The sequence below is a fragment of the Seonamhaeicola sediminis genome (genome assembly GCF_004358095.2).
GTDB classification, from domain to species: domain Bacteria; phylum Bacteroidota; class Bacteroidia; order Flavobacteriales; family Flavobacteriaceae; genus Seonamhaeicola; species Seonamhaeicola sediminis.
In genome coordinates, this window is sequence record NZ_SMZJ02000002.1 from 352400 (window position 1) to 375209 (window position 22810).

The 22810-nt window shown below is 31.9% G+C and carries 20 protein-coding genes; 3 read left to right on the plus strand and 17 right to left on the minus strand.

Annotation, left to right across the window (positions count from 1 at the left end; genetic code table 11):
* Position 1 precedes the first annotated feature (1 nt).
* The 12 genes from E1J38_RS04195 to E1J38_RS04250 all read right to left on the minus strand — a co-directional run bounded on the left by E1J38_RS04195 (position 2) and on the right by E1J38_RS04250 (position 12777).
* Entirely contained in the window at positions 2-1321 is a 1320-nt protein-coding gene (locus E1J38_RS04195) for an O-antigen ligase family protein (RefSeq protein ID WP_133355692.1), read from the minus strand.
* 8 nt (positions 1322-1329) lie between these two features.
* Positions 1330-2307, minus strand: coding sequence for an SDR family oxidoreductase (locus E1J38_RS04200; protein ID WP_133355691.1), 978 nt, complete (start codon positions 2305-2307; stop codon positions 1330-1332).
* A 10-nt stretch (positions 2308-2317) separates the two neighbouring features.
* Positions 2318-2896 carry a hypothetical protein gene (locus tag E1J38_RS04205; RefSeq protein ID WP_133355690.1) on the minus strand — a complete coding sequence of 193 codons (579 nt, stop codon included), beginning with the start codon at positions 2894-2896 and terminating at the stop codon, positions 2318-2320.
* A gap of 4 nt (positions 2897-2900) precedes the next feature.
* Entirely contained in the window at positions 2901-4172 is a 1272-nt protein-coding gene (locus E1J38_RS04210) for a nucleotide sugar dehydrogenase (protein ID WP_133355689.1), read from the minus strand.
* Positions 4172-5026 carry a dTDP-4-dehydrorhamnose reductase gene (gene rfbD, locus E1J38_RS04215; protein WP_133355688.1) on the minus strand — a complete coding sequence of 285 codons (855 nt, stop codon included), beginning with the start codon at positions 5024-5026 and terminating at the stop codon, positions 4172-4174. Before rfbD ends, E1J38_RS04210 begins: the two co-directional genes overlap by 1 nt.
* Entirely contained in the window at positions 5023-5568 is a 546-nt protein-coding gene (gene rfbC, locus E1J38_RS04220) for a dTDP-4-dehydrorhamnose 3,5-epimerase (protein ID WP_133355687.1), read from the minus strand. Before rfbC ends, rfbD begins: the two co-directional genes overlap by 4 nt.
* The gene (gene rfbA, locus E1J38_RS04225) at positions 5565-6434 is read right to left on the minus strand and encodes a glucose-1-phosphate thymidylyltransferase RfbA (protein WP_133355686.1); all 870 of its coding nucleotides are present in this window, start codon (positions 6432-6434) and stop codon (positions 5565-5567) included. The genes rfbC and rfbA overlap by 4 nt, the downstream gene beginning before the upstream one ends.
* Complete coding sequence (rfbB, locus tag E1J38_RS04230) at positions 6435-7478, minus strand: dTDP-glucose 4,6-dehydratase (RefSeq protein WP_133355685.1); 1044 nt, start codon at positions 7476-7478, stop codon at positions 6435-6437.
* A 3-nt stretch (positions 7479-7481) separates the two neighbouring features.
* Entirely contained in the window at positions 7482-8546 is a 1065-nt protein-coding gene (locus tag E1J38_RS04235) for a hypothetical protein (RefSeq protein ID WP_133355684.1), read from the minus strand.
* 12 nt (positions 8547-8558) lie between these two features.
* A complete protein-coding gene (locus tag E1J38_RS04240) occupies positions 8559-10247 on the minus strand; it encodes a DUF6909 family protein (RefSeq protein WP_133355683.1) in 1689 nt (562 codons plus the stop codon).
* 170 nt (positions 10248-10417) lie between these two features.
* Positions 10418-11911, minus strand: a complete 1494-nt coding sequence (locus E1J38_RS04245; RefSeq protein ID WP_133355682.1) for a GH3 auxin-responsive promoter family protein — start codon at positions 11909-11911, stop codon at positions 10418-10420.
* Positions 11911-12777, minus strand: coding sequence for a M23 family metallopeptidase (locus E1J38_RS04250; protein ID WP_133355681.1), 867 nt, complete (start codon positions 12775-12777; stop codon positions 11911-11913). Before E1J38_RS04250 ends, E1J38_RS04245 begins: the two co-directional genes overlap by 1 nt.
* 114 nt (positions 12778-12891) lie before the next feature.
* Here E1J38_RS04250 and tatA point away from each other — a divergent pair, with 114 nt between their 5' ends.
* Entirely contained in the window at positions 12892-13074 is a 183-nt protein-coding gene (gene tatA / locus E1J38_RS04255) for a twin-arginine translocase TatA/TatE family subunit (RefSeq protein WP_133355680.1), read from the plus strand.
* 69 nt (positions 13075-13143) lie between these two features.
* On the opposite strand, the gene E1J38_RS04260 is transcribed toward tatA, so the two are convergent.
* The 4 genes from E1J38_RS04260 to E1J38_RS04275 all read right to left on the minus strand — a co-directional run bounded on the left by E1J38_RS04260 (position 13144) and on the right by E1J38_RS04275 (position 18222).
* A complete protein-coding gene (locus E1J38_RS04260) occupies positions 13144-14154 on the minus strand; it encodes a DUF4837 family protein (protein WP_133355679.1) in 1011 nt (336 codons plus the stop codon).
* Between the two features lie 22 nt (positions 14155-14176).
* Positions 14177-15742, minus strand: a complete 1566-nt coding sequence (locus E1J38_RS04265) for a LysM peptidoglycan-binding domain-containing protein (protein ID WP_133355678.1) — start codon at positions 15740-15742, stop codon at positions 14177-14179.
* Positions 15743-15955: 213 nt separating this feature from the next.
* Positions 15956-17143, minus strand: a complete 1188-nt coding sequence (locus tag E1J38_RS04270; protein WP_133355677.1) for a phosphoglycerate kinase — start codon at positions 17141-17143, stop codon at positions 15956-15958.
* Between the two features lie 230 nt (positions 17144-17373).
* Positions 17374-18222, minus strand: coding sequence for a T9SS type A sorting domain-containing protein (locus E1J38_RS04275; RefSeq protein ID WP_133355676.1), 849 nt, complete (start codon positions 18220-18222; stop codon positions 17374-17376).
* A gap of 150 nt (positions 18223-18372) precedes the next feature.
* Here E1J38_RS04275 and E1J38_RS04280 point away from each other — a divergent pair, with 150 nt between their 5' ends.
* Both E1J38_RS04280 and E1J38_RS04285 read left to right on the plus strand, forming a co-directional pair.
* On the plus strand, positions 18373-19527 hold the full coding sequence (locus E1J38_RS04280; protein ID WP_133355675.1) for a DNA polymerase III subunit: 1155 nt from the start codon (positions 18373-18375) through the stop codon (positions 19525-19527).
* Positions 19528-20253, plus strand: coding sequence for a diacylglycerol/lipid kinase family protein (locus E1J38_RS04285; RefSeq protein WP_133355674.1), 726 nt, complete (start codon positions 19528-19530; stop codon positions 20251-20253).
* A 193-nt stretch (positions 20254-20446) separates the two neighbouring features.
* Here the strand turns inward: E1J38_RS04285 and E1J38_RS04290 are convergent, their stop codons facing one another.
* The gene (locus tag E1J38_RS04290) at positions 20447-22798 is read right to left on the minus strand and encodes a TonB-dependent receptor plug domain-containing protein (protein ID WP_133355673.1); all 2352 of its coding nucleotides are present in this window, start codon (positions 22796-22798) and stop codon (positions 20447-20449) included.
* Between the last annotated feature and the right edge of the window lie 12 nt (positions 22799-22810).

The following is a 22810-nucleotide window of genomic DNA, read 5'->3' on the forward strand; positions in this document are numbered from 1 at the left end:
TTTACTTTTTATATTTAAGAATATCCGCAAGAAATAATGCATTAAACAATGCATAAAATAATGCACCATGAATGCGTGAATACATGTTCTCGGAAATTAAATTTAAACTAATTATTAAAAGAAATGTAACGTACAACCAATGCTTTAGAATGAATGACTTATAAAGACAGAATATTATATTTATACAATAAAGACCGAAAAGTACAAATCCGCCTGACAAAATTAAAAAAGAGTAGTTATTATGCGAATTAAGGTTTTTAATTAAGGCTAGCTTAAATGAATTTGATTCTGTTTGATGATCTTTATAATAGTTATTTAATTTATTTTGTACATCGCCAATTCCGTGTCCAAATACTGGACGTTGTTTTATTAAATTAAAACTCGCTTGATTTATCTCATAACGCTCATCAACATTTGCATCACCTTCTCCAGTAAATGTCTTTTTTACTAAGTTTAAAACAGGGATGACATACTTCTTAGTTACTTGGTTTTCTTTTAAACCCAAACCCAACATAATTAGACTGAAAACCATTAGAACTCCAATAATTAAAAATCCTAATTTTCTATTAGGCATACTCAGCATTAAATAACAAGGAATTAAAGTAATAGCTAAAATTATGTTAACGATTGATAACTGTCTGTAAAGTAAAAAGAAAAACACAAAAAATGCTAAAATTGAAAATACATAAAATAATAGACTTTTAAAATGTCTTTTAATAATAAGCTCTATTAATAGAATTATAGAGAATAAGAAATTCATTGAATTATATACCCTGTGAACAAATAAAGAGTGTTGTACTTCATTTTCATAACAGGAAAAAATAATATAATTCGGTTTACTTAAGAGAAATTTAAGCTTATCAAATATATTCTCATAGTAAATCTCTGGATAACAAGTGTTTTCAGCAACAGTAATAGCCTTATAATAAATAAAAAATATAAAAATTACGTTGGAAACTATGAATGACAAATAAAAATAATGCTGCTTTTTAAATAATAATTTAGGCACAAAGAGCACAAAAATTATTGGTATAACTAAAATATTAATATACCGTTGCGCTAAAATGAATCCATAATCAAAATCATCAGAATAAATTAGTGTAATGCATAAATAAATAACCCAAATTGTTACTATAATTAATCCGAATAAATGTTGCTTGGTAAATTTTAACCTCTTACAAAAAAGAATGAGAGAAAACCCAATAAATAACAGTATTGAAATTGATTGAACCGCATTTCTAAAAACGGGAAAAGCAAATACCGCTATCCCAATAATTAGAAGAGATTTCTCTTTTACATCGTTTTTTAGTAAATTATTCAAAGCCGTGTTTACCTAACAAAAAAATCTAGAGTTTGTTTTATACCTTCTTCAAAGGTAATAGTTGGGTTATAACCTAGGGTGGTACTTGCCTTTTGTATTGATGCTAAAGAATGTTTTACATCTCCCTTACGCTCTGGCCCGTGTATAACATCTACATTTGCAGTTACACCCTTTTCCTTTAACCTCTTTTTTATGGCCATTACCAGCTCATTTAAATTAGTGTTTTCACCACATGCCACATTATACACGGTATTTACTGCTTCCGTATTTTCTGTAAGGGCTGCTAACTGATTTATTTGAACCACATTATCAATATAAGTAAAATCTCTAGAGTGTGTGCCATCACCATTAATTGTTGGCGATTCTCCTTTTAAAATTAAATTGATAAATTTAGGAATTACTGCCGCATAAGCACCATTAGGGTCTTGTTTTGGTCCAAATACATTAAAATACCTAAGACCTATGGTTTCTATACCATATGTTCTTGCAAACACATCGGCATACATTTCGTTTACATATTTTGTAACTGCATAGGGAGACAAAGGATTCCCAATATTGGCTTCTTTTTTAGGTAAATCAGGGTGATCTCCATAAGTTGAGGAACTTGCTGCATATACAAATCGTTTTACCTGATTTTCCTTTGTAGCCCAAAGCATATTTAAAAACCCAGAAATGTTAACTTCGTTAGTTAACATGGGGTTATTTATAGATCTGGGTACTGATCCTAAAGCTGCTTGGTGCAAAATTATATCTGCACCTTTGCTTGCATTTAAACAAGTTTCTAAATCTCGAATGTCGCCTTCTATAAACGTAAAATTAGGATGATTTAAATGGGGTTCAATATTTTTTAGGTGACCAGTTGCCAAATTATCTAAACAAACTACTGTATTGTTTTGGTTAATTAAAACATCTATTAGGTTAGAACCTATAAATCCTGCCCCACCCGTTACTAATACTTTTTTACCAATAATTCTTTTATTACTCATTTTAAAATCATTATAAATCGAACAACATTCTGACCAATTGGGGTGAACACGTTAAGTAAGGATCATAAATTTTGTCTGAATGTATTGAACCGTTAGTTAAATGCAATTCTTTTTTGTTCTTATTAAAACTTACTTGATTATTAAACACAAAAAGTGTTGAAATTAGATGTTTAGGAATAACAATAGCTCTATGTTTATAACTAAATGTAATGGTATTAATTTTAATAAATGATTGCTCTTTATTACTACCTAAATCTATCCTGAATCTATCAGGAAAAACGTTTTCTGGTAGACCAAATATAATCTCCTGAAATTCTTTTTTTCCTTTGAAATCTTTTCTAATCGACTGTTTTTCAGAAAAACTTAAGAGGTAATCTTCCGTATAAAACAACTGAAAATTATCATCTTTTTCAGCTAAAAAATTGATCTTTACTTCATAATAGTTTTTAATGTCTTCATTTGATAAGCTTTTTTTTAAGCTTTTTAAAAGAGATTTCTCTAGTTTTAATTGCGCTGCCTTATTGTTGCAACTATAAACACTTAAAACCACCAAAACAAAAACAAAACGCAAATTTTTGATTTGAAACATAATGCTATAATCTTTTGGTTATAACCTCTTTATCCAAAGTACCTTTTACATCGTAAACAATTGCATTCTCCGCTTTTAGCGAATCTAAATCTAATTTCTTAAACTCATTATGTGCTACCACATGAACTATAGCATCATACTCTTTAGAAATTTCTTTTATGGTGTTAATTTTATATTCATGATAAACCTCTTCTTCGTTTGCCCAAGGGTCATAAATATCTACCTCCATATTAAATCCTTTTAAGGCGTAATACACATCAACAGCTTTGGTATTTCTAATATCTGGACAATTTTCCTTAAATGTAATACCGAGCATTAATACTTTTGCCTGTTTAATTTGAATATTATTGGTAACCATTAATTTTAAAACTTCGGTTGCAACATATTCGCCCATGCCATCATTTAAGCGTCTTCCTGCCAAAATAATTTCTGGATGATACCCCACTTCTTGGGCTTTTTGAGCTAGGTAAAAAGGATCTACACCTATACAGTGCCCACCAACCAAACCGGGTTTAAATGGTAAAAAATTCCATTTGGTCGCCGCAGCTTCTAATACCTGATGTGTGTCAATGTCTAACTTGTTAAAAATTTTAGCCAATTCATTAACAAAAGCAATATTAATATCGCGTTGCGCATTTTCAATAACTTTAGCAGCCTCAGCAACTTTTATACTTGGCGCTAGGTGTGTACCGGCAGTAATTATTGAACAATATAACTCATCTATCACTTTACCAATATCGGGGGTAGAACCAGAAGTTACTTTCTTAATTTTAGTAACCGTGTGTACCTTGTCACCCGGATTTATGCGTTCTGGAGAGTACCCGCAATAAAAATCTATATTAAATTTTAGTCCGCTTACTTTTTCTAATACAGGAACACATTCTTCTTCTGTTGCACCTGGATAAACCGTAGATTCGTAAATAACAATGTCATTTGGTTTTAACACTTTACCTACAGTTTCTGAAGCCTTAATTAAAGGGGTTAAAATGGGCCTATTATTATTATCTACAGGTGTTGGAACTGTAACTATATACACATTGCAATCGCTAATATCCTGCGATTTATTAGTCGTTAATAATCCTAAACTCTCGTTTATACCTAAAACCTCTTTTAGTGCTTCGTTAGAAACCTCTAAAGTTGAGTCATTGCCAGAATTTAGTTCTTTAACACGACTTTCGTTTATATCAAACCCGACAACTGGGTGTTTTTTTGCAAATTCAACCGCTAATGGTAATCCTACATAACCTAACCCGATTACACCTATTTTATAACTCATTATATTAGTTTTTGAAGACACCTTTGTAAACTGGTTTCCCAAGGTTTTATACTTATTTGTAGTTCTTTTTTAATCTTTGTCTTATCTAGTACACTAAATTTTGGTCTATTAGCATCTTGAGGGAAATGGTCGCTTGGTATTGGGGTTAATTTAACATCTACCTTACTTAATTTAAAAATAGATGCAGCAAAATCAAACCAGCTTACAACACCATCATTACTGTAATGATAGGTACCATAGTTTACATTTTTAGTTACAATAAAACTCATTATTACCTCTGCTAAATCAGGAGCATAAGTTGGTGTTCCTATTTGATCATTTACCACCTTTAACTCATCTCTTTCCTTACCCAGTCTTAGCATTGTTTTTACAAAATTGTTACCATGTTCTGAGTAGAGCCAAGAAGTTCTAATAATAAAATAATTTTGCAATGTCTTGATTATTTCCTGCTCGCCCTTAAGTTTTGATGCGCCATACACACTAATTGGTTTTGTAACATCATTTTCTGTATAACTTTGATTAGTATTACCTTGAAACACAAAATCTGTAGACACATGTACCATGGTCACGTTATAATCTTTACATATTTCGGCAAGATTTTTAGCCCCCGTTGCATTTATTAAATATGCCTTTTCTGTTTCAGATTCAGCTTTATCAACTGCTGTGTATGCGGCACAGTTAATACAAAAAGCTAATGTGTGTGCTTTAAAAAAACTGTCAAGCTGAGTTTTATTACAAATATCTAAATCTTCATAATCCGTGTAAATAAAATTATACGAATTGTAGTTATTTTCAATATCTTTAATACACGACGCTAATTGTCCATTACCTCCTGTTACTAATATGTGTTTCATATTTTAACAGTATTTAGATTGGGTAATTTTTTGTCTTTTTCAGAAATAATTAATTCAGAATCATTCATTAACCAATCTATATTCAAACTAACGTCATTATATATGATACCTCCCTCTGATTCTTTATTGTAAAAGTTATCGCATTTGTAGGAAAACTTTGCTTCTTTACTTAAAACTAAAAATCCATGAGCAAACCCTCTTGGAATAAATAATTGCTTTTTATTTTCTTCTGTAAGTTCAACAGAAAAATACTCCCCAAAAGTTTTTGAATTTCTTCTTAAATCTACCGCTACATCAAGAACAGCTCCCTCTATAACTCTGACTAGTTTGGCTTGTGCATACTCTCCTTTTTGATAATGTAACCCTCTTAATACACCTCTAGACGATCTAGACTCATTATCTTGAACAAAATTGATGTCAACTCCAGTTAAACTTTTAAATATGTTAAGGTTGAAACTTTCAAAAAAATATCCTCTATTATCATAAAATATTTGTGGTTCTAAAACAAAACACCCTTTTAATTTAGTTTCTATAGCTATCATTCCTTATTTTTAATTAACCCTAAGAGATTATTGCCATAACCACTTTTTAATAGTGGCTGTGCCAAGTCTCGAAATTCCTCTTCATTAATATATCCCATTTCAAAGGCTGCCCCTTCTATAGCACCTATTTTCAAACCTTGCCTCTCTTCTATAACCTCAACAAAATGTGAGGCTTGCATTAGAGATTGAAACGTACCTGTATCTAACCATGCCGTGCCTCTGTCTAAAATACTTACATGCAATTTGTTTTTCATCAAATACTCCTTATTAACATCAGTAATTTCAAGTTCTCCTCTATCACTTGGCTTCATGTTTTCTGCTATTTCAACTACGGAATTGTCATAGAAATAAATCCCTGGTACTGCATAATTAGACTTTGGGTTTTTAGGCTTCTCTTCAATTGATATTACTTTTCCTGAATCATTAAACTCTACTACCCCGTATCTTTCCGGATCATGAACCCTGTAGGCATAAATAACGCCTCCATCCGGATTATTGTTTGATTGTAATAGTTTTGCTAAACCTGTACCATAAAAAATATTATCTCCTAAAATCAAAGCCACTTTATCATTTCCAATAAAATTTTTACCTATTATAAATGCTTCGGCTAAACCATTTGGGGCTTCTTGAACAGCGTATTCAAATTGACAGCCATACTTACGCCCATCACCTAGCAGGTCCTTAAATAGTGGTAAATCTCTTGGAGTTGAAATAATCAAAATCTCTTGAATACCTGCATACATTAACGTAGATAATGGATAATATATCATAGGTTTATCATAAATGGGCATTAACTGCTTACTTACTGATAAAGTTAAAGGATGCAATCGTGTTCCTGAACCACCAGCTAGAATAATTCCTTTCATTTAAATATATTGTTTTTTGTAATAGTTTTGATATTCTCCACTTGTTACATTATCCAACCAATCTTTATTATTTAAATACCAATCTATTGTAACTTTAAGACCTTCTTCAAAAGTAACAGATGGTTTCCACCCTAATTCTTTATTTATCTTAGAAGCATCTATAGCATATCTTAAATCATGCCCTGGCCGATCTTTTACATAGGTTATTAGTTTTTCCGAAGTACCAACGGGCCTTCCTAACCTTTTATCCATTTGATTACATAAGGTCTTGACCAAATCAATATTTTTCCATTCGTTAAACCCACCAATATTATAAGTTTCAGTATTTTCTCCTTTGTGAAAAACTAAATCTATAGCCAACGCATGGTCTTTAACATACAACCAATCTCTAGTATAATTTCCATTACCATAAACAGGTAATGGTTTATTGTTTATTATGTTATTTATAAACAAAGGAATTAATTTTTCAGGGAATTGATTTTGACCATAATTATTCGAACAATTTGTTATTACATATGGTATTCCATAAGTCTCCCCATAAGCTCTAACAAAATGATCTGAACTTGCTTTTGATGCCGAATATGGTGAATTAGGGTCGTACGCTGTAACTTCTGTAAACAATCCTTTCTCACCTAATGTGCCATAAACTTCATCAGTGCTAATATGATAAAATAACTTATCTTGTAATAAGTCCTTCCAACACTCCTTAAAAGCATTTAATAAGTTTATAGTACCTATGACATTTGTTTGGACAAATGTCATAGGGTCCTTAATGGATCTATCCACATGTGATTCAGCAGCTAAATGAATAACCGCATCAAATTTATGCTTATGAAATAATTCTTTGATAAATTTATCATCGCAAATATCTCCCTTTATAAAATGATAGTTAGTTTCCTCCTCAATATCTTTTAAATTCTCCAAATTTCCTGCATATGTCAATGCATCTAAATTAAATATCTTATAATCACGATATTTTTTAACAAAGAGTCTTACTACGTGAGACCCTATAAAACCCGCTCCTCCTGTTACTAAAATTGTCATTTATTAAATTTTGTCTTTATATCTTTCTAAGAATTTAATAAAGGTAAACCCAATAAGAACCATAAAAGTTAATAGCTCAAAAATAATGGTATAGTATATTTTAGGACTTACAGATTTACCTAATAGCTTTTTGGTATTATCAACACTACCACTGTCTTGCTTGCTAGAAATAACCTCAACAATATACTTTTTGTCTTCTATTTCCCGTTCCAAATCAACAATTTCTCGCTGTAATTCCAAATCACTTTTGTATAATTCAAATTCCCTTGTTTTATTTACATCATCAGCATTCTTGATTGTTACACTTGTTTGAGAAGACCCATCTTCTTGATCTCTCATTTCAAGAACCCGCTTATATGTACTCTGCAAAGAATCTGATTTTACCAGAGCCTCTTTAAGTGATGACATTCTATTTAGTAGCTCTAACGTATCCTTTTGCTGCTCTCTTACAAAGTATTTATTTGTATTTACATTATCAACTATTCTATCAAACACATTATTAAAATTATTTCTTTCTTTAGATTTAATTCTAATTTGTTGCAAAGAATGATTGTAATCATTTTCATTTTCTAAGTATGTTTTATATTCAATAGTAGAAGCCAAAATAGAATCTAAGCCTTTTAAATACTCATCGTATCTTTCTAATTTTTCATTTTCACTAATAGCAGACTCCATCTCAAAGGACAAAATAGATGCAGCATCTAAAGAATCAATACTTAAAACTTTTGAAAGTGTAGTTATATCTCCTTCATTTACTAATTCATTATAATAATTAATAGAGTTAAATAGGTCTTCACCTGTTTTGTAATTTTGTTTGATAGTTATGTTTGATTTATAAACTGGTTCCGATTTTGATTCTACTATAAACCCCAGTACAATTCCTAAAACACCGGCAATAACAAACTTTAAAAAATGTTTCTTTACAAAAAATACCAACCAAACAAAAGCTAAAAACAACTTGTTGAAAATGTTTCCTGTAAACTTAAAAAGTTTATCAAACATATTACCAATCATTTTAAACAACTGCCCTAAATCTACTTCTTCAGATTGTTGAGAATCTTTACTCATAATTATATTGTGTTAGTTTAATATTTGTTCTAAAATTGTTCTTGTTATTAAATAGGTTGGTTTCACCCCTGTGGTTCCTAAACCACCTGAAGCCAATGTTGCTCCTGTTTCTAATGGATTATCACTGGCATAATAAGCGTATCTTACTTTTACATCTGAGCTTATACTTCCTCTTACCTTTGAGGCTGCTTGAATGGCTTTTTGGTAATGCGCTCCCTCCATTTCTAAACCAATAACCTGCCATGTGGAATTATAAAAGAATTTTAAAATATCCTTATTTTGAAGTGAAGTGCCTAAAACCGTAACCATGGTACCTTCATAAACATCAATGCCTTGTCCTTCTAAATCTTCTTTTTTAAGTTCATTTTTAAAAGGATAATTATCTGCGGTTCCTTCAAAAATATGAGCCGATGGAATCATAATATCGCCTTTACCACCTTCTAAAATACCTGCTTTACCCATTATTGAAACCGATTCTACATTCAAATGAATATTTTCTTTTTTCTTTTTGTATGGTTTTAAAAGCTCATCAATGGTTTCATAAGCCTGTTCACCAAAAGCATAATCCATTACTAATATAACAGGTTTCTTTTCTTTTAAAAGCTCATTATTAGTTTTTATATCAACTTTTGATACCTCTATTTTACTCGTATCAAAAATTTGTACATCTATATTAGTACCAGACAAATCCTTTATATAGGTCATTCCATTTCGCAACGCTTCAGTATTCACTTTATTGCGTAAAACTTCATTTTCCTTTTTACTTAAGGATTCGTATGTCTTAAAAACATCTATTATAGAAGCTGATGTTTTTAATATTAAAGGCGCAAAAATGGTATTCATAACACTGTGCATATTAGCACTTATTATATGAATGGGGCGTTCCATTAAATTATTTTTAAACAAAATATCCTTAATGTTATTAGCCCAAATTTCACCGTGTATATGATGCCCTATGCGTTCTCTTAACACAGGGCTAAACGTTATAGTTCTCTTGTTATCATTAACCTGTTCCTCAATAGCTAATTTTCCTAACCAATACACAATATGAAGTAATCTTTCTGGTTGTTTGGCTGTTGAAAACTCATTATATACCTCTTTTATTTCATTAAAGGTACGTCCTAAAATATAGGCAACGTGTGTAATGGCTACTTCCCTTTCTTCGTTTGTTAACTTTTTTTTAGAGAGAACTGCTTTTTCTAATTTTACCCAATCTCTGGTAGTAAGGCCTTCATCGTTTATTAAAACTCGGTTACTTATTTTATGGGATTCTATAAAAAGGAAGGTTAAATGCGTTAGAATATCGTAAATCTCAGAACGTCCTCTGGTTATTTCAATATTCATTTGTTCACTATCAATTCTGTAGCAATTTCTACGTCTTTTTTCGGGGATGATGGGTTTAAAATGTGAATTGGCATAACCTTCATCGCTAGTGAGATTAATATAAGTACACTCTTCTATACCTTCAGGAAGTCTATCTATAACATAGAGTAATCCTTCTAATTCGGCTTTTTCTTCACCAATAGACCCATAAATCTCAGGCCTTAAAAGTAGTAGTGAATTCCGAAGCATTTCACCTGAAATACCCATGGGCTTATAGAAGCCACGAATAAACAAATGCCGCATGGTAATATACATCCTTTCGATAGCATTCGAACTCTCTTGAGCTCGTGTTCTTTCGTGATGTTTTTTATTACTCATTAGCGTTTTTTTCAGTGCCAAAAGTACATTATTTTTTTCATTTAAAAATTCAAGAATACTAAATGAAAAAATTTATATACTAACAAAGTGGTTCCTGAAGTAAAACTATATTTATATGTTTTTTTAAAACAAAAATTTGGTTTTTAAAGAAGAAAGATAATACTATATGTTTAATACGTGTACGGAAAATCCTCAACAATTTTCCTGTCGTTTGAAAGCCTAGGAAGCTTATTTTGCCCACCTAATTTACCAATTGATTTCATGTAGTTTTTAAAACCATCTTTCTTTACTCTAGTAATTTTTAGTGCTTGAAGCACCTTGCCTTCTATTAGATCAAAATAATATACATTTTGTTTTTGAAGCGATATATCAACTTTTTTGGCAAAAGCCAAAATATCTTCAGGTTCCTTTTCAAACTCAATGAACCATTCGTGATAAGGTAATCCTTCTTCTGGATTAATTTGAGGTGCCACCGTAAATTCTGTTACACTTACATCTGTATTTGCCGTTGCTTCTTGTATAGCCTGTTCAACTTCCTTACCAATTACATGTTCTCCAAAGGCAGAAATAAAATGCTTTATGCGCCCCGAAACAATAACACGATATGGTTTTGTTGATGTAAACTCTACCGTATCACCAATATTATAAGCCCAAAGTCCGGCATTTGTTGAAATTATCATCACGTAATTAACGCCAACCTTAACATCTTTAATAGTGATTCGTTTTGGGTTTTCATTAAAAAACTCATCGGCTTTAATAAACTCATAAAAAATACCAGAGTTTAATTGAAGTAACATGCCTTTTTTGTTTTGTTTATCTTGAAATGCAAAAAAACCTTCACTGGCAGGGTATAATTCAATACTATCAACTTTGCGCCCTATCAAACTTTCAAACTTAGACCGATACGGCTCATAATTTACACCCCCAAATATGAATAAATTGAAATTCTTGAAAGTATCTCCAACAGGTTTTCCTGTTTTTTGAACTAACTTTTCAAAATACATTTGAACCCAAGAGGGTATCCCAGAAATTATGGTCATATTTTCTGGTAAGGTTTCATTAACTATGGCATCTACTTTGGCTTCCCAATCTTCAATACAATTGGTTTCCCATGAGGGCAATCTATTTTTTTGAAGATATTTAGGTACATAATGTGCCACAATGCCTGAAAGTCGGCCAAGTTTTATCCCATTTTTTTCATTTAAAATAGGGCTCCCTTGAAGAAAAATCATTTTACCATCTACAAATTTGGTATTTCCTGTTTCATGAATGTACATTAAAATGGCATTCCTAGCAGCCTTTACATGACTGGGCATACTTGCTTTTGTAATGGGAATGTATTTAGCACCTGAAGTAGTACCAGATGTTTTAGCAAAATAAAGTGGTTTTCCTGTCCAAAGAATATTCTCTTCACCTGCAACTACCTTTTCTATATAAGGCTTCAATGCTTCATAATCACGTATAGGAACTCGCTTTACAAAATCTTCATGCGAATTAATACTTACAAAATCATGGTCTTTACCAAATTGGGTGCTAGTTGCTCTAGAAATTAATTCCTGGAAAACTTTCTCCTGAGTTTCAATCGGGCTTTTGGCCCACTTTGCAATGCTTTTATAAACACGTTTAGCAAATGGTTTTGCTAGAGCAGATTTTATTGATAACATTATTTAAAATCTATAAAATTTGTTGGATTGATAGGATACCCATCATTCCAAAGTTCAAAATGTAAATGAGGACCTGTTGAGAGTTCTCCGGTATTTCCTGCTGTAGCGATAACCTCTCCAGCTTTTACCAAGTCGCCTTGCGATTTTGTTAACGAGGCATTATGCTTATAAACCGAAATAAGTCCGTAACTGTGTTCTAAAATAATCACATAACCTGTAGCTACAGTCCACTCAGAGAAAATTACAACACCATCGGCAGTTGCTTTTACAGGCGTGTCCTTTGGAACAACAATATCAACTGCATAATGTTTCTCTTCAAGGTTATAGTCTTCACTAATAGTACCATTCACAGGTGGAAATAACACAAAATTAGTTGCTGTTGTAGCTAGCTCAAATAGGTTATATTTATCTTCTTTATCTACCTTTTCTCTTAAAATAGAATCTTCTGCTGTAGGAGCTAAATCTACTTCACTAGCTTCTATTTTAACCGCTTCAATAATAGAATCTTTATTAAAATCAGAAGCACTTACATCTCCTTTTAACACTTTTTTTATGGAACCATAATATAATTCATTCATTGCAATAACACGCTGTAACGAATCTGTTTTAAAACTAAGTTCTGTTGCCTTATTCTTTAAGGCTGTTGAAGAATATCCGGGAATGTATTCTCTTAATGGCGTAAATGCAATTATAAGATAGGTGATAGTTATAAGAAATAAAGCTGATAAAGACCCAAAAACAAAAACGTTTAGTCTTGTTAATTTAAAGGATAAACGTTCTTCAAAGGTAAGTTCATTAAGTATAACAAGTCTATACTTATCAAGTAGTTTCCTTTTTATTTTTTTTGGTTCCTTTTTTCTTTTCATTGAAAGCAAAAATAAAGAAATTTATGGCAAGACTTATTTTGTAAATGCTAAAGTTATACTTTAAACGATATTATTAAACTATAATTATTAACTTTGTCTTTTAAATTGAATATTATGAGCTTATATATGTTACCACTAGCTATTGGACCTTGGCAAATAGCACTAATTGTAGTAGTTGTTTTGTTGTTGTTTGGAGGTAAAAAAATACCCGAACTAATGCGTGGTTTGGGCAGTGGAATAAAAGAGTTTAAGGATGCCAGCAAAGAGGAAAATGGTGACACTAAAGAAAAAGAATAACACTTTACTCTATTGATAGTGAAAAGCCAGCGCATTGCGCTGGCTTTTTTTATACTTTATTGCTAAAGATTATTCAATCTTAACAGATTTTATTATTGATTCTAACTCCAGCATGTAATTACGCTTTTCTACTGAAGGAGCAAAAACGAAGCCTTCAACACCAACCCAACGTTTATTAACTTTATCCTCTATGGTATAATTTATAAAAGGTCCTCCCATAAAATCATTTGTTAATTCCCAGATACCCTTTGTTTCATAGGCAGGTTTGTTATCTACAATGGTCTCTATGTGGAAAGGCGTATAGGCATCTTCAGTTACCATAAAAGAACTTATTTTATTACCATTAACATCCACAGTTTCGTCTAAACGGCCTTTAAAATACGCTTGTCCAATAGAATCTCTAATTTTTATTATTTGGTTTACAGTACTATCATTTCGCTTCAAAGCCTCATAAGGCAAATCATAAATCATAATATGAGCATGCCCTGTTGTGATATCTTTTCTAAACCAAAATAGATTATCCTCGTTTTTAGCTAAATCATAAATTGATGGAAACTGAATGGTTAGCCTTAATTTTTCCTTTATTTTGTTAGCGTAATTATGTGGTGATTTAGCCATTTGGCGCTGTCTTTCAGAAATTTCCATGGCTCTAAATGTATCTACTATTTTCTCAGCATTTTGTGAAATTACATCTACTACATCTAATTTACTTTTACCAAAAATTGTAATGACTTTTTGTGGTTTAGCATATACGTTTTCCTTTATATCCATTCCTGGATTCTCATTCATCTGTATCTTTAAAATTGTCCTGTTTTTTGTAACAAAACCTGAAAAAACCGAAGGAGGAATTTGGCTCAATGTAAACATTGGTTCGTCCTGAGGAAGTCCATAAATAGTTTGTGTAAGAACTTCCCTGATAGCTTCGCCAACACTACCGTTCCACAAGTCATTATCTACAACAACTGATACATGATTGATGTTTCCGCTGGAGTCAAAAAGAAATTTCTCAGGCTCATTATTTTTGTCTTTACAAGACATTACAACCAATAATACTAAGGCTGATAGAAAGATTTTTTTCATCTGTTTTTTATTTTAAAAGGAACTAACCTTTTGATATTTTAAGTTTCATTCCTGGTTTCAGATTACTACCACTAATACCATTCCAATCTTGAATATTTTGAATAGAAACTCCAGAAAATTTTTGTGAAATGCTCCATAATGAATCCCCACTTTTTACTGTGTAAATAATAACATCTCCAGAAAGTGGTTTGGTTATGGTTTTATTTTTGGTTGTTGAAGAAGATGAAACCACCGAAGGTGTGTAAGGTTTTCGCGGGTAAATTGTGAGTCTTTGACCTATTTGCAAATCATTGCTTCGTAGTCCATTCCATTGTTTTATTTGGCTTACTCTAACACCATAGTTTCTTGCTATTTTTCCTAAATAATCACCAGACCTAACTCTATAACGTACCCGGTCTGCAGCATTAAAAAATTGTGGTAATGGTTTTTCTCTTTTGGCAAATTCTTCTTTTACAAAAGCATATATCTTTTCCTCATTGTTTACAAAAGCACCTATAACCTCTCTTGGAAGTCTTAAATAATAATTCTCACCTTTTATTACAGGAATAATATCTAATTTATAGGAAGGGTTTAAAAATTGAAGTTGCTCAACTGGCGTCCCTGTAACTTCAGAAACTTGATCTAGAGTAATCATATGTTTAACCAATATTGTGTCTGTTTCTGTTAATGTAAATTCCGGTTTTGTCTTTTTAAAACCATGCGCTTCGGCGTATTCAAAAATGTACATATTAGCTAAAAAAGCGGGCAAATACCCTGCTGTTTCTCTAGGCAAATTATGTCTGATATTCCAATAATTTTTATAGCCTCCAGAACGACGAATGGCCTTAGTTACATTGCCTGGACCTGAATTGTAGGCAGCCAAAGCCAAATCCCAATCGCCAAATATTTCATAAAGTTTTGCCAGATATTTAGTTGCAGCTTTGGTTGATTTAATAGGGTCACTACGTTCATCAACATAACTACTCACATCTAAACCATACATTTTACCAGTACTAAACATAAACTGCCACAATCCGGTAGCTCCAACTCTAGATTTTGCTTTAGGTTTTAAAGCCGATTCTACAATGGCTAAGTATTTAATCTCTAGAGGAATGTTGGCATTATCCAGCTCGCGTTCAAACATTGGGAAGTAAAAATGACTTAAGGTTAACAGCCTCTGTATTAAATCTCTTCGGTGCTTTAAATAAGACTTAATAACACTTTCTAATGACGGATTATACTCGACATTAAAAGGGGTTCTTGCATTGAGCGCCTCTAGTCTTGCTTTTAAAGTATCTGTAGAGAGTTCTGGATAATCAACTTCTTTAAAATCTAATTCTGTAACCGTTTTGTAAATAGTATCAAAGAGGTTATTGCTGTATAGTTCTTGAAGCCATTTTTCATCAATACTGGCAGCCAATTCATGATCTTCAAGTTTTTTTATGTCAATGCTATCAGTTACAGCGTCAAGAGGTGTTATGACTTGATTTTTCTCATCAGCTAGGGTGTCTGAAACGGTTTTATTTAATGCTGAAACTGCCTCTTGTGCTTGAGAAAAGCAAAGTGAAGAACTAGAAAGTAATACCAGTATAAAAAAACGAAAAGCCATAGTATCTAATTCAAATGAACGATAGTATGGCTAAAATCGTGTTTTTTGTGTGAAATAAAAAATTTCATTCCTTAAGTTGTGAAATCTTTTATTATTTATTTATGCGTTAGCGATTGAAGCAAGTTACCTTGCCTAACTGCAGTATTGCAGACTGGCACGTAACGCGGAAAGCGCGACCCTGAACCTGTTTCAGGGAACGCCCAAATAAAAATATTACTCTAAAATAGCAGCAATTCCTGGAAGCGTTTTGCCTTCTAAGCTTTCTAACATAGCGCCTCCTCCTGTACTTACATAACTTACTTTGTCTTGGAAACCAAATTGCTTAACTGCCGCCACAGAGTCTCCACCACCTACAAGAGAGAACGCTCCATTTTTGGTAGCTTCGGCTATAGAATTTCCTAAATCTATAGTTCCGCCAGCAAAACTTTCCATTTCAAAAACACCAAGAGGGCCGTTCCAGAGAATGGTTTTAGATTCCTTTACAACTTTATCAAAAATTACGCGTGATTTAGGCCCTGCGTCAACACCTTCCCAGCCGTCAGGAATGGCATTGATATCACAAACTTGTGTATTGGCATTGTTACTAAAATCATCTGCCGCAATAGTGTCAACAGGAATATGCACTTGAACATTCTTTTCTTTTGCTTGTTTTAAAATATTTAAAGCCAATTCCTGCTTATCGTCTTCACAAATAGAATTACCAATGCTTCCGCCTTGAGCTTTTACAAAGGTAAATGCCATACCACCGCCAATAATTAAGTGGTCTACTTTATCCAAAATATTTTCTATAATGGTAATTTTAGAAGATACTTTTGCTCCACCAAGAATTGCTAGTACAGGTTTTTCTCCAGTTTCCATTACTTTTTTAATACTTTCTATTTCTTGTGCTAGTAAGTTTCCGAAGCATTTTTTCCCTTCAAAGAATTGTGCAACAATAGTGGTTGAAGCATGTGCTCTATGTGCAGTACCAAAAGCATCGTTCACATATATATCTCCTAATTTGGAAAGTTTTTGTGCAAAGTCAACATCACCTGCAGTTTCTTCTTTATAGTAACGTAAGTTTTCTAATAATAAAACTTGACCTGGCTCTAAACTTTCAGCTGCAGCCTCTGCTTCTTCGCCAATACAATCAGATACAAATTTAACTTCAACCCCTAAAATATCTTGTACTTTTTCAACAATATGCTTTAATGAAAACTCCTCTTGAAATCCTTTTGGGCGCCCTAAATGCGACATTAAAATACAGCTTCCACCATCTTCTAAAATTTTAATAATGGTTGGTTTTGCTGAAATGATTCTTGTAGCATCAGTTACTTCAAAATTTTCATTTAAAGGCACATTAAAATCTACACGTATTATGGCTTTTTTATTTTCGAAATTAAAATCGTTTAGAGTCTTCATTTTTTGTAATATTAACTTATTAGTTCAACAAAAGTAACTAATTAAACAGCACCAAAAAATGCCTTTTTTAACGAAAACGTTTGAAGTCTTAAAGATTTTTTAAAAAGTTGGTTTTTGTGGCCTTCATACTTTGCATTATTAAGGAAAATCTTAAATCAGGTCTAAACAAAAAACCGTCAAACTTAAGTTTGACGGTTTTTTGTTTAGAATTGCTACATTCCCAAATATGTTTACCTTTTGATAATTTTTGATGTTTGAATAATACCCTCAGACTCTACCTTCATTATATAAATTCCAACAGGATAATTTGTTAAGTCTACAGAATATTGTTTTGATTTAAGTTTTCTCCTCAATAATTGCTTTCCTAATATGTTGTAGATAGACACTTCATCTAAAACTACATTAGCCTTAAAATTAACATGGTTTCTAGTTGGGTTTGGTCCAAAAGAGAACCCATTAATTAAACCGTCTTTATTTGACAACGTTGCTGTTTCTAACTCAAATTTATCAAACCCTAAATACTCATTTCCATTTTGATACACCACTAATCTCATTCTTACATAATCATGCCCCGAGGGGATAATGTACTTAATATTGTTCCACCCAACAGAATTAAAATTCCTGTTAGAGGTTGTTTTAAATACATCTTCTTTAAAGTCTGCCGAATTCCAATCAGTAGCATTGTCATATCTTAATTCATAATAGATATAATCTCCTTTATCTAAACCAATGTATTGCACTTGAAAAGACAATTCTGCTTCTAATCCACCTATATATACACTATCAAAAACAAGAATATGTTCTGGAGAAGATTGACCTGTTTGTTGCTCAGAGTATTCATTATCTAAATCACGTCCTGCTAAATAACTTGATCCAGAATGCGGCCCTGCAATCCTGCCATTAGCGCTAGACTGATTTCTCCAAACATCAGTCCCTCCATTATTAAAATAAAAAGGAATATTAGATGAATAGTTCCAATTATCTTCCTCTTTATTATCAAAGCCTTGTTTGGCAGACTGTGCATTTAAGTGAAATACACTAACAAGAAAAAATACGAATGAAATAGTAGTTCTTTTCATGGCGTCTTAATGTTAAACAATTAAAAACTAATAGATTAATGAGGGACTCAAACTTATTATAAAATACACTCATCCCCTATTATATTCGATAATTAGCCTTTTATTTAGGTCTATTACATAAACCACTAGCTTTTCTGCTATATTTGTTCTATGCTTTTTAAAGATGTTTTAGGACAGGAACACATTAAAAATCACCTTACTCAGAGCGTGGATAATGGAAGGATATCCCATGCTCAACTGTTTGTTGGTAATGAAGGTTCAGGTACTTTACCAATGGCCTTAGCTTATACTCAATACATATTGTGCAATAACAAGGAAGGTGAAAATAATACAGGAAATGAGGCTTGCAACTTGAAGTTTCAAAATTTATCGCATCCAGATTTACATTTTGCTTTTCCTGTAACAACCTCAGAAAAGGCTAAAAAACACCCTGTTTCCAGTCATTATCTTGAAGAATGGCGGCAACTATTAAAAGAACAACCTTACGGAAACCTTTTTGATTGGTACAAACTACTGGGAGTAGATAACAAACAAGGACAAATTGGCGTTGATGAAGCTCAAGATATTATAAAAGCACTATCACTGAAGTCCTACGAAGGAGGCTATAAGATCATGCTTATATGGATGGCAGAAAAAATGAATAGCGCCTGTGCCAATAAACTTTTAAAGCTTATTGAGGAACCACCAAACAAAACTATTTTTTTACTTATCGCTGAAGACGAAGAGCAAATAATAAATACCATTCGGTCACGCTGTCAAGTTTTGCATTTTCCACCCTTAGCTGAAAACGTTATTAAAGAAGCTTTGTTAGAAAATTATCAAATAGACGAAGCAGTAGCTACTAAAATAGCACATCAAGCTAACGGTAATTACAACAAAGCTTGCGATTTAGTTTACCATGATTCTGAAGACATTCAGTTTGAAGAATGGTTTGTTTTTTGGGTACGCAGCGCTTTTAAAGCAAAAGGTAATAAAGCCGCTATTCATGATTTAATTTCTTGGAGTGAGAACATTGCCAAAACAGGCCGTGAAACCCAAAAGCAATTTTTACAATTTTGTATTGGCTTTTTTAGGCAAGCGCTTTTATTGAATTATAGCGCTTCAGATTTGGTGTATTTAGAACCTAAAACAGAAACATTTAAACTTGAAAAATTTGCCCCTTTTATTCATGGCAATAATATTCTAGAAATTAGTAATGAATTACAAGATGCCATATATCACATTGAACGAAATGGTAATTCTAAAATAATCTTGACCGATTTATCTATAAAACTTACGCGATTGCTTCATAAAAAATCTGCTTAGATGGAGCAAGCCTTAAATAAATGGTTTGTAATTTTAAATCCTACATCTGGGAACAATGCATCTAAAAGGTTATGGCCAGAAATTAAACGTTTACTAGCATATTATGAATTTGATTTTGACTATGCCTTTACAGAATATGAAAGGCACAGTACTGAACTTACATATAAAGCTTTAGAACTTAGCTATAAAAAAATAATTTGCGTAGGCGGTGATGGCACCCTTCATAACATTGTTAATGGGATTATGACTCAAAATTATTTTCCCACACCTGATATACATGTTGGAGTCATTCCAATAGGAACAGGGAATGATTGGGTAAGAACATTTAAAATTTCTAGACACATAGAATCTGCTATCAAAACTATAAAAAGAGGGCGTGTATTAACCCAAGATATTGGGGTGATTGATTTTATAACTGGTACAAGCCCCTCTGTATATTTTACCAATCTTGCTGGTGCAGGTTTTGATGGTTTTGTGGTTTCTAAAGTAACCAAAATGAAATACTTGGGAAAGATAGCTTACCTCCTTGGAGCTCTTATTAGTATATTTTCGTTTAAAAATTTCAACTCTAAGGTAACCATAGATAATGAACAAGTTTCTGGAAAAACATTGATGATACTTATAGGGTTGTGTAGATATTCTGGTGGAGGCATGCAGTTAACTAATAAGCCCAATCCTTTTGATGGTAAGTTTGATGTAAGTATAGCTCAAAACTTAAATAAATAGAAATCATTAAAAATATTCCCATACTATTTAATGGAAAAATTACACTCTACAAAAAGGTAAAAACATATAAGACCTGTACATTAAAAGTGGTATTTAAAAATGAAACTCTTCCTTATATTCAGGCAGATGGCGAGTTGATAGGTAAAGGAAATTTTGAAGTCAAAATCATAGAAAAAGCATTTTCTTTTTATGCTTAAAAATCCATTCTAAACAATAAATTTGGGGTTAACCCAATTGATGATTTATTAACTTCTCTTAGTGCATCTTCATTATTACTGCCTTGCCTTATTTCATAAGTCCTGCTCAATAAATTACTTCTATTATAAATATTTAAAATGGAAAAACCTATCTTACCCTTCCTGTTATTCTTATTTGAGACATTAAAGGTGTAAGTAGTTGATATATCAAGCCTATGATAATCAGGTAAACGTGTTCCATTTACTTTATCATATTCAATTTGAGAACCATCTGGAGTATCTACAACACCAATTGCTTTAGTATATGGAATTCCTGTTCTTATATTCCATCCTAATGAAATATTAAAATGGTTCCACTCATAGGTATGAGACCAATTAAGTTGATGTGTTATGTCTGAGTTTCCTGAAAACTCCTTTCCACTATTTATGTAGTCAAAAGAGAAGTCGTTGTTTACATAAGAATAACTCAACCAAGTCCTATAATTTTGTATTTTTTTCTTAATTAGGAGATCGATACCAAAGACTTCACTTTCTCCTTTTGAAAAGAAATTATCTGCAATTTCAAAACCCAAAGTATAAGATGTTAACCCATTAATTTTTTTGTAATAGGCTTCAATATCAATATTCCATCCTTTTTTTCCAAATATAAATCCAGATGTAAATTGGGCACTTTTTAAAATAGGAATTTCACCATCTTCTGATAAAACCCATATTTGATCCTCCAATCCAAACTCCTGAGTATTAAACTCAACCACTTGACTCACTGCCTGATGTAGCGTCTCACCAGAAAGCTTATATTTTAATGAAGGAGAAAGACGTGTTTCAAACTGTACTCTAGGCTCAACAAAAATTTGATCTAAAACTGAAAAATAATTGGTTCTCAACCCAGCATTTAAAAGCCATTTATTAGATTTTTTATATTGATAATCAAAATAAAGCGCATGGGTGTTATTTGTATTCTCATTAGATTCATTAAAATCTTCTTCGGGGCTTTCACTGTCTGAAAAACTTAGACCATAGTTAACTTTATTTGAAGAAAACTCATACCCAACACCTACGGTAGTTGGTTCATTTAATTTTAAGTTGGCATTGAACAAAAACCCTAAATCGTCAATGGTATTTAACTTTCTTAATTCATCACTAAATTCATCTGTGATACTGTTTCCTCCTACATACTCTAAATCGAATTTTGAATAGTATGCGTTAAAATCATGAGAAAATGAATTGTTATAATCATGTTTCCAATTAAGGCTACTTCCTTGGTTGGTTATTTCTAATTTATCATTTGATGCCTCGTTAAACTCCTCAATTAAAAAACCATAATCCAGTTTGTTCTTAGTAAACAAACTACTTATTGATAGTTCATTATTTTCATTTGGCTCAACTAGGGCCTTTATTGTAAAATCTCTAAAGTTAAAAACATCTCTGGTAGTTAACACTTCATCATCTTCAAAGACCTTATTACCTTCTGAAATTTTAGTTTCCTGAAAAACGCGTTTTGAAAGATTTCTAAAAGTTTCTGTATCAAAAACATCTGTTATGGATCTTCTTGCTGACATTATAATAGCTGCTTGATTACTAATTGGAGCTTTTAAATAAATATCAGCATGAGTCATATTTAAACCAGCGCCTCCTTCTAATTTGTTTGGAATGTTATTATCTGATGTTATATCAATAACACCAGATATTCTATTACCATACTTTGCTCTAGTTCCACTTTTGTACAGTTTAATTTCCTCTGTTATATAGGGGTTAAATGCTGATATGGTACCGAAAAAATGCCCCGAATGATACATTTTTATACCATCCCACAATATCAGGTTTTGATCTGGCGTTCCCCCTCTTATATATAAACCGGAAGCAGTCTCAGTAGGGCTTTGAACCCCTGGCAGCAATTGAATACTTTGTAAAACATCTGGTTCTGTTAAACCGGGAAGAATCCCCAGTTTATTAGGTAATAATGCAATAGAGGCATCATCATTTTTTTTACTTATTCCTGTGGTTAGGTACTCTTTTATCAGCACCTCTTGTAGTTGTTGTGTATCTGTTATTCTAGCTTTTCTTGGTTTAACTGTATAATATCTTCTAGACTGCTTTTTAAAAACTACTACTGCTTTTTCTTCAAGAATAAATAAAACCTCCTCAAGAGTTGCATTTTCAATATTTAAACTAACAATCTTACTATTTATAAGATCTGAATTATAAGAAAACTTAATACTAAACTTTTCTTCTATATCTTTGAAAATAGTTGTTACCTCAACATTAGAATAATCTAAGGAAACTTTCTCTTGGGCAATTAGATTTATTGAGAAAAAGACAAAGACAAACGTTAATAACTTGATGTTCATTTATACTTAATT

What these genes read in the sequence shown, in the direction of transcription:
- E1J38_RS04200 (WP_133355691.1), bottom strand. Translation starts at nt 2,307, where the DNA reads ATGAGTAATAAAAGAATTATTGGTAAAAAAGTATTAGTAACGGGTGGG.
- E1J38_RS04205 (WP_133355690.1), bottom strand. Translation starts at nt 2,896, where the DNA reads ATGTTTCAAATCAAAAATTTGCGTTTTGTTTTTGTTTTGGTGGTTTTA.
- E1J38_RS04210 (WP_133355689.1), bottom strand. Translation starts at nt 4,172, where the DNA reads ATGAGTTATAAAATAGGTGTAATCGGGTTAGGTTATGTAGGATTACCA.
- rfbD (WP_133355688.1), bottom strand. Translation starts at nt 5,026, where the DNA reads ATGAAACACATATTAGTAACAGGAGGTAATGGACAATTAGCGTCGTGT.
- rfbC (WP_133355687.1), bottom strand. Translation starts at nt 5,568, where the DNA reads ATGATAGCTATAGAAACTAAATTAAAAGGGTGTTTTGTTTTAGAACCA.
- rfbA (WP_133355686.1), bottom strand. Translation starts at nt 6,434, where the DNA reads ATGAAAGGAATTATTCTAGCTGGTGGTTCAGGAACACGATTGCATCCT.
- rfbB (WP_133355685.1), bottom strand. Translation starts at nt 7,478, where the DNA reads ATGACAATTTTAGTAACAGGAGGAGCGGGTTTTATAGGGTCTCACGTA.
- E1J38_RS04235 (WP_133355684.1), bottom strand. Translation starts at nt 8,546, where the DNA reads ATGAGTAAAGATTCTCAACAATCTGAAGAAGTAGATTTAGGGCAGTTG.
- E1J38_RS04240 (WP_133355683.1), bottom strand. Translation starts at nt 10,247, where the DNA reads ATGAGTAATAAAAAACATCACGAAAGAACACGAGCTCAAGAGAGTTCG.
- E1J38_RS04245 (WP_133355682.1), bottom strand. Translation starts at nt 11,911, where the DNA reads ATGTTATCAATAAAATCTGCTCTAGCAAAACCATTTGCTAAACGTGTT.
- E1J38_RS04250 (WP_133355681.1), bottom strand. Translation starts at nt 12,777, where the DNA reads ATGAAAAGAAAAAAGGAACCAAAAAAAATAAAAAGGAAACTACTTGAT.
- tatA (WP_133355680.1), top strand. Translation starts at nt 12,892, where the DNA reads ATGAGCTTATATATGTTACCACTAGCTATTGGACCTTGGCAAATAGCA.
- E1J38_RS04260 (WP_133355679.1), bottom strand. Translation starts at nt 14,154, where the DNA reads ATGAAAAAAATCTTTCTATCAGCCTTAGTATTATTGGTTGTAATGTCT.
- E1J38_RS04265 (WP_133355678.1), bottom strand. Translation starts at nt 15,742, where the DNA reads ATGGCTTTTCGTTTTTTTATACTGGTATTACTTTCTAGTTCTTCACTT.
- E1J38_RS04270 (WP_133355677.1), bottom strand. Translation starts at nt 17,143, where the DNA reads ATGAAGACTCTAAACGATTTTAATTTCGAAAATAAAAAAGCCATAATA.
- E1J38_RS04275 (WP_133355676.1), bottom strand. Translation starts at nt 18,222, where the DNA reads ATGAAAAGAACTACTATTTCATTCGTATTTTTTCTTGTTAGTGTATTT.
- E1J38_RS04280 (WP_133355675.1), top strand. Translation starts at nt 18,373, where the DNA reads ATGCTTTTTAAAGATGTTTTAGGACAGGAACACATTAAAAATCACCTT.
- E1J38_RS04285 (WP_133355674.1), top strand. Translation starts at nt 19,528, where the DNA reads ATGGAGCAAGCCTTAAATAAATGGTTTGTAATTTTAAATCCTACATCT.
- E1J38_RS04290 (WP_133355673.1), bottom strand. Translation starts at nt 22,798, where the DNA reads ATGAACATCAAGTTATTAACGTTTGTCTTTGTCTTTTTCTCAATAAAT.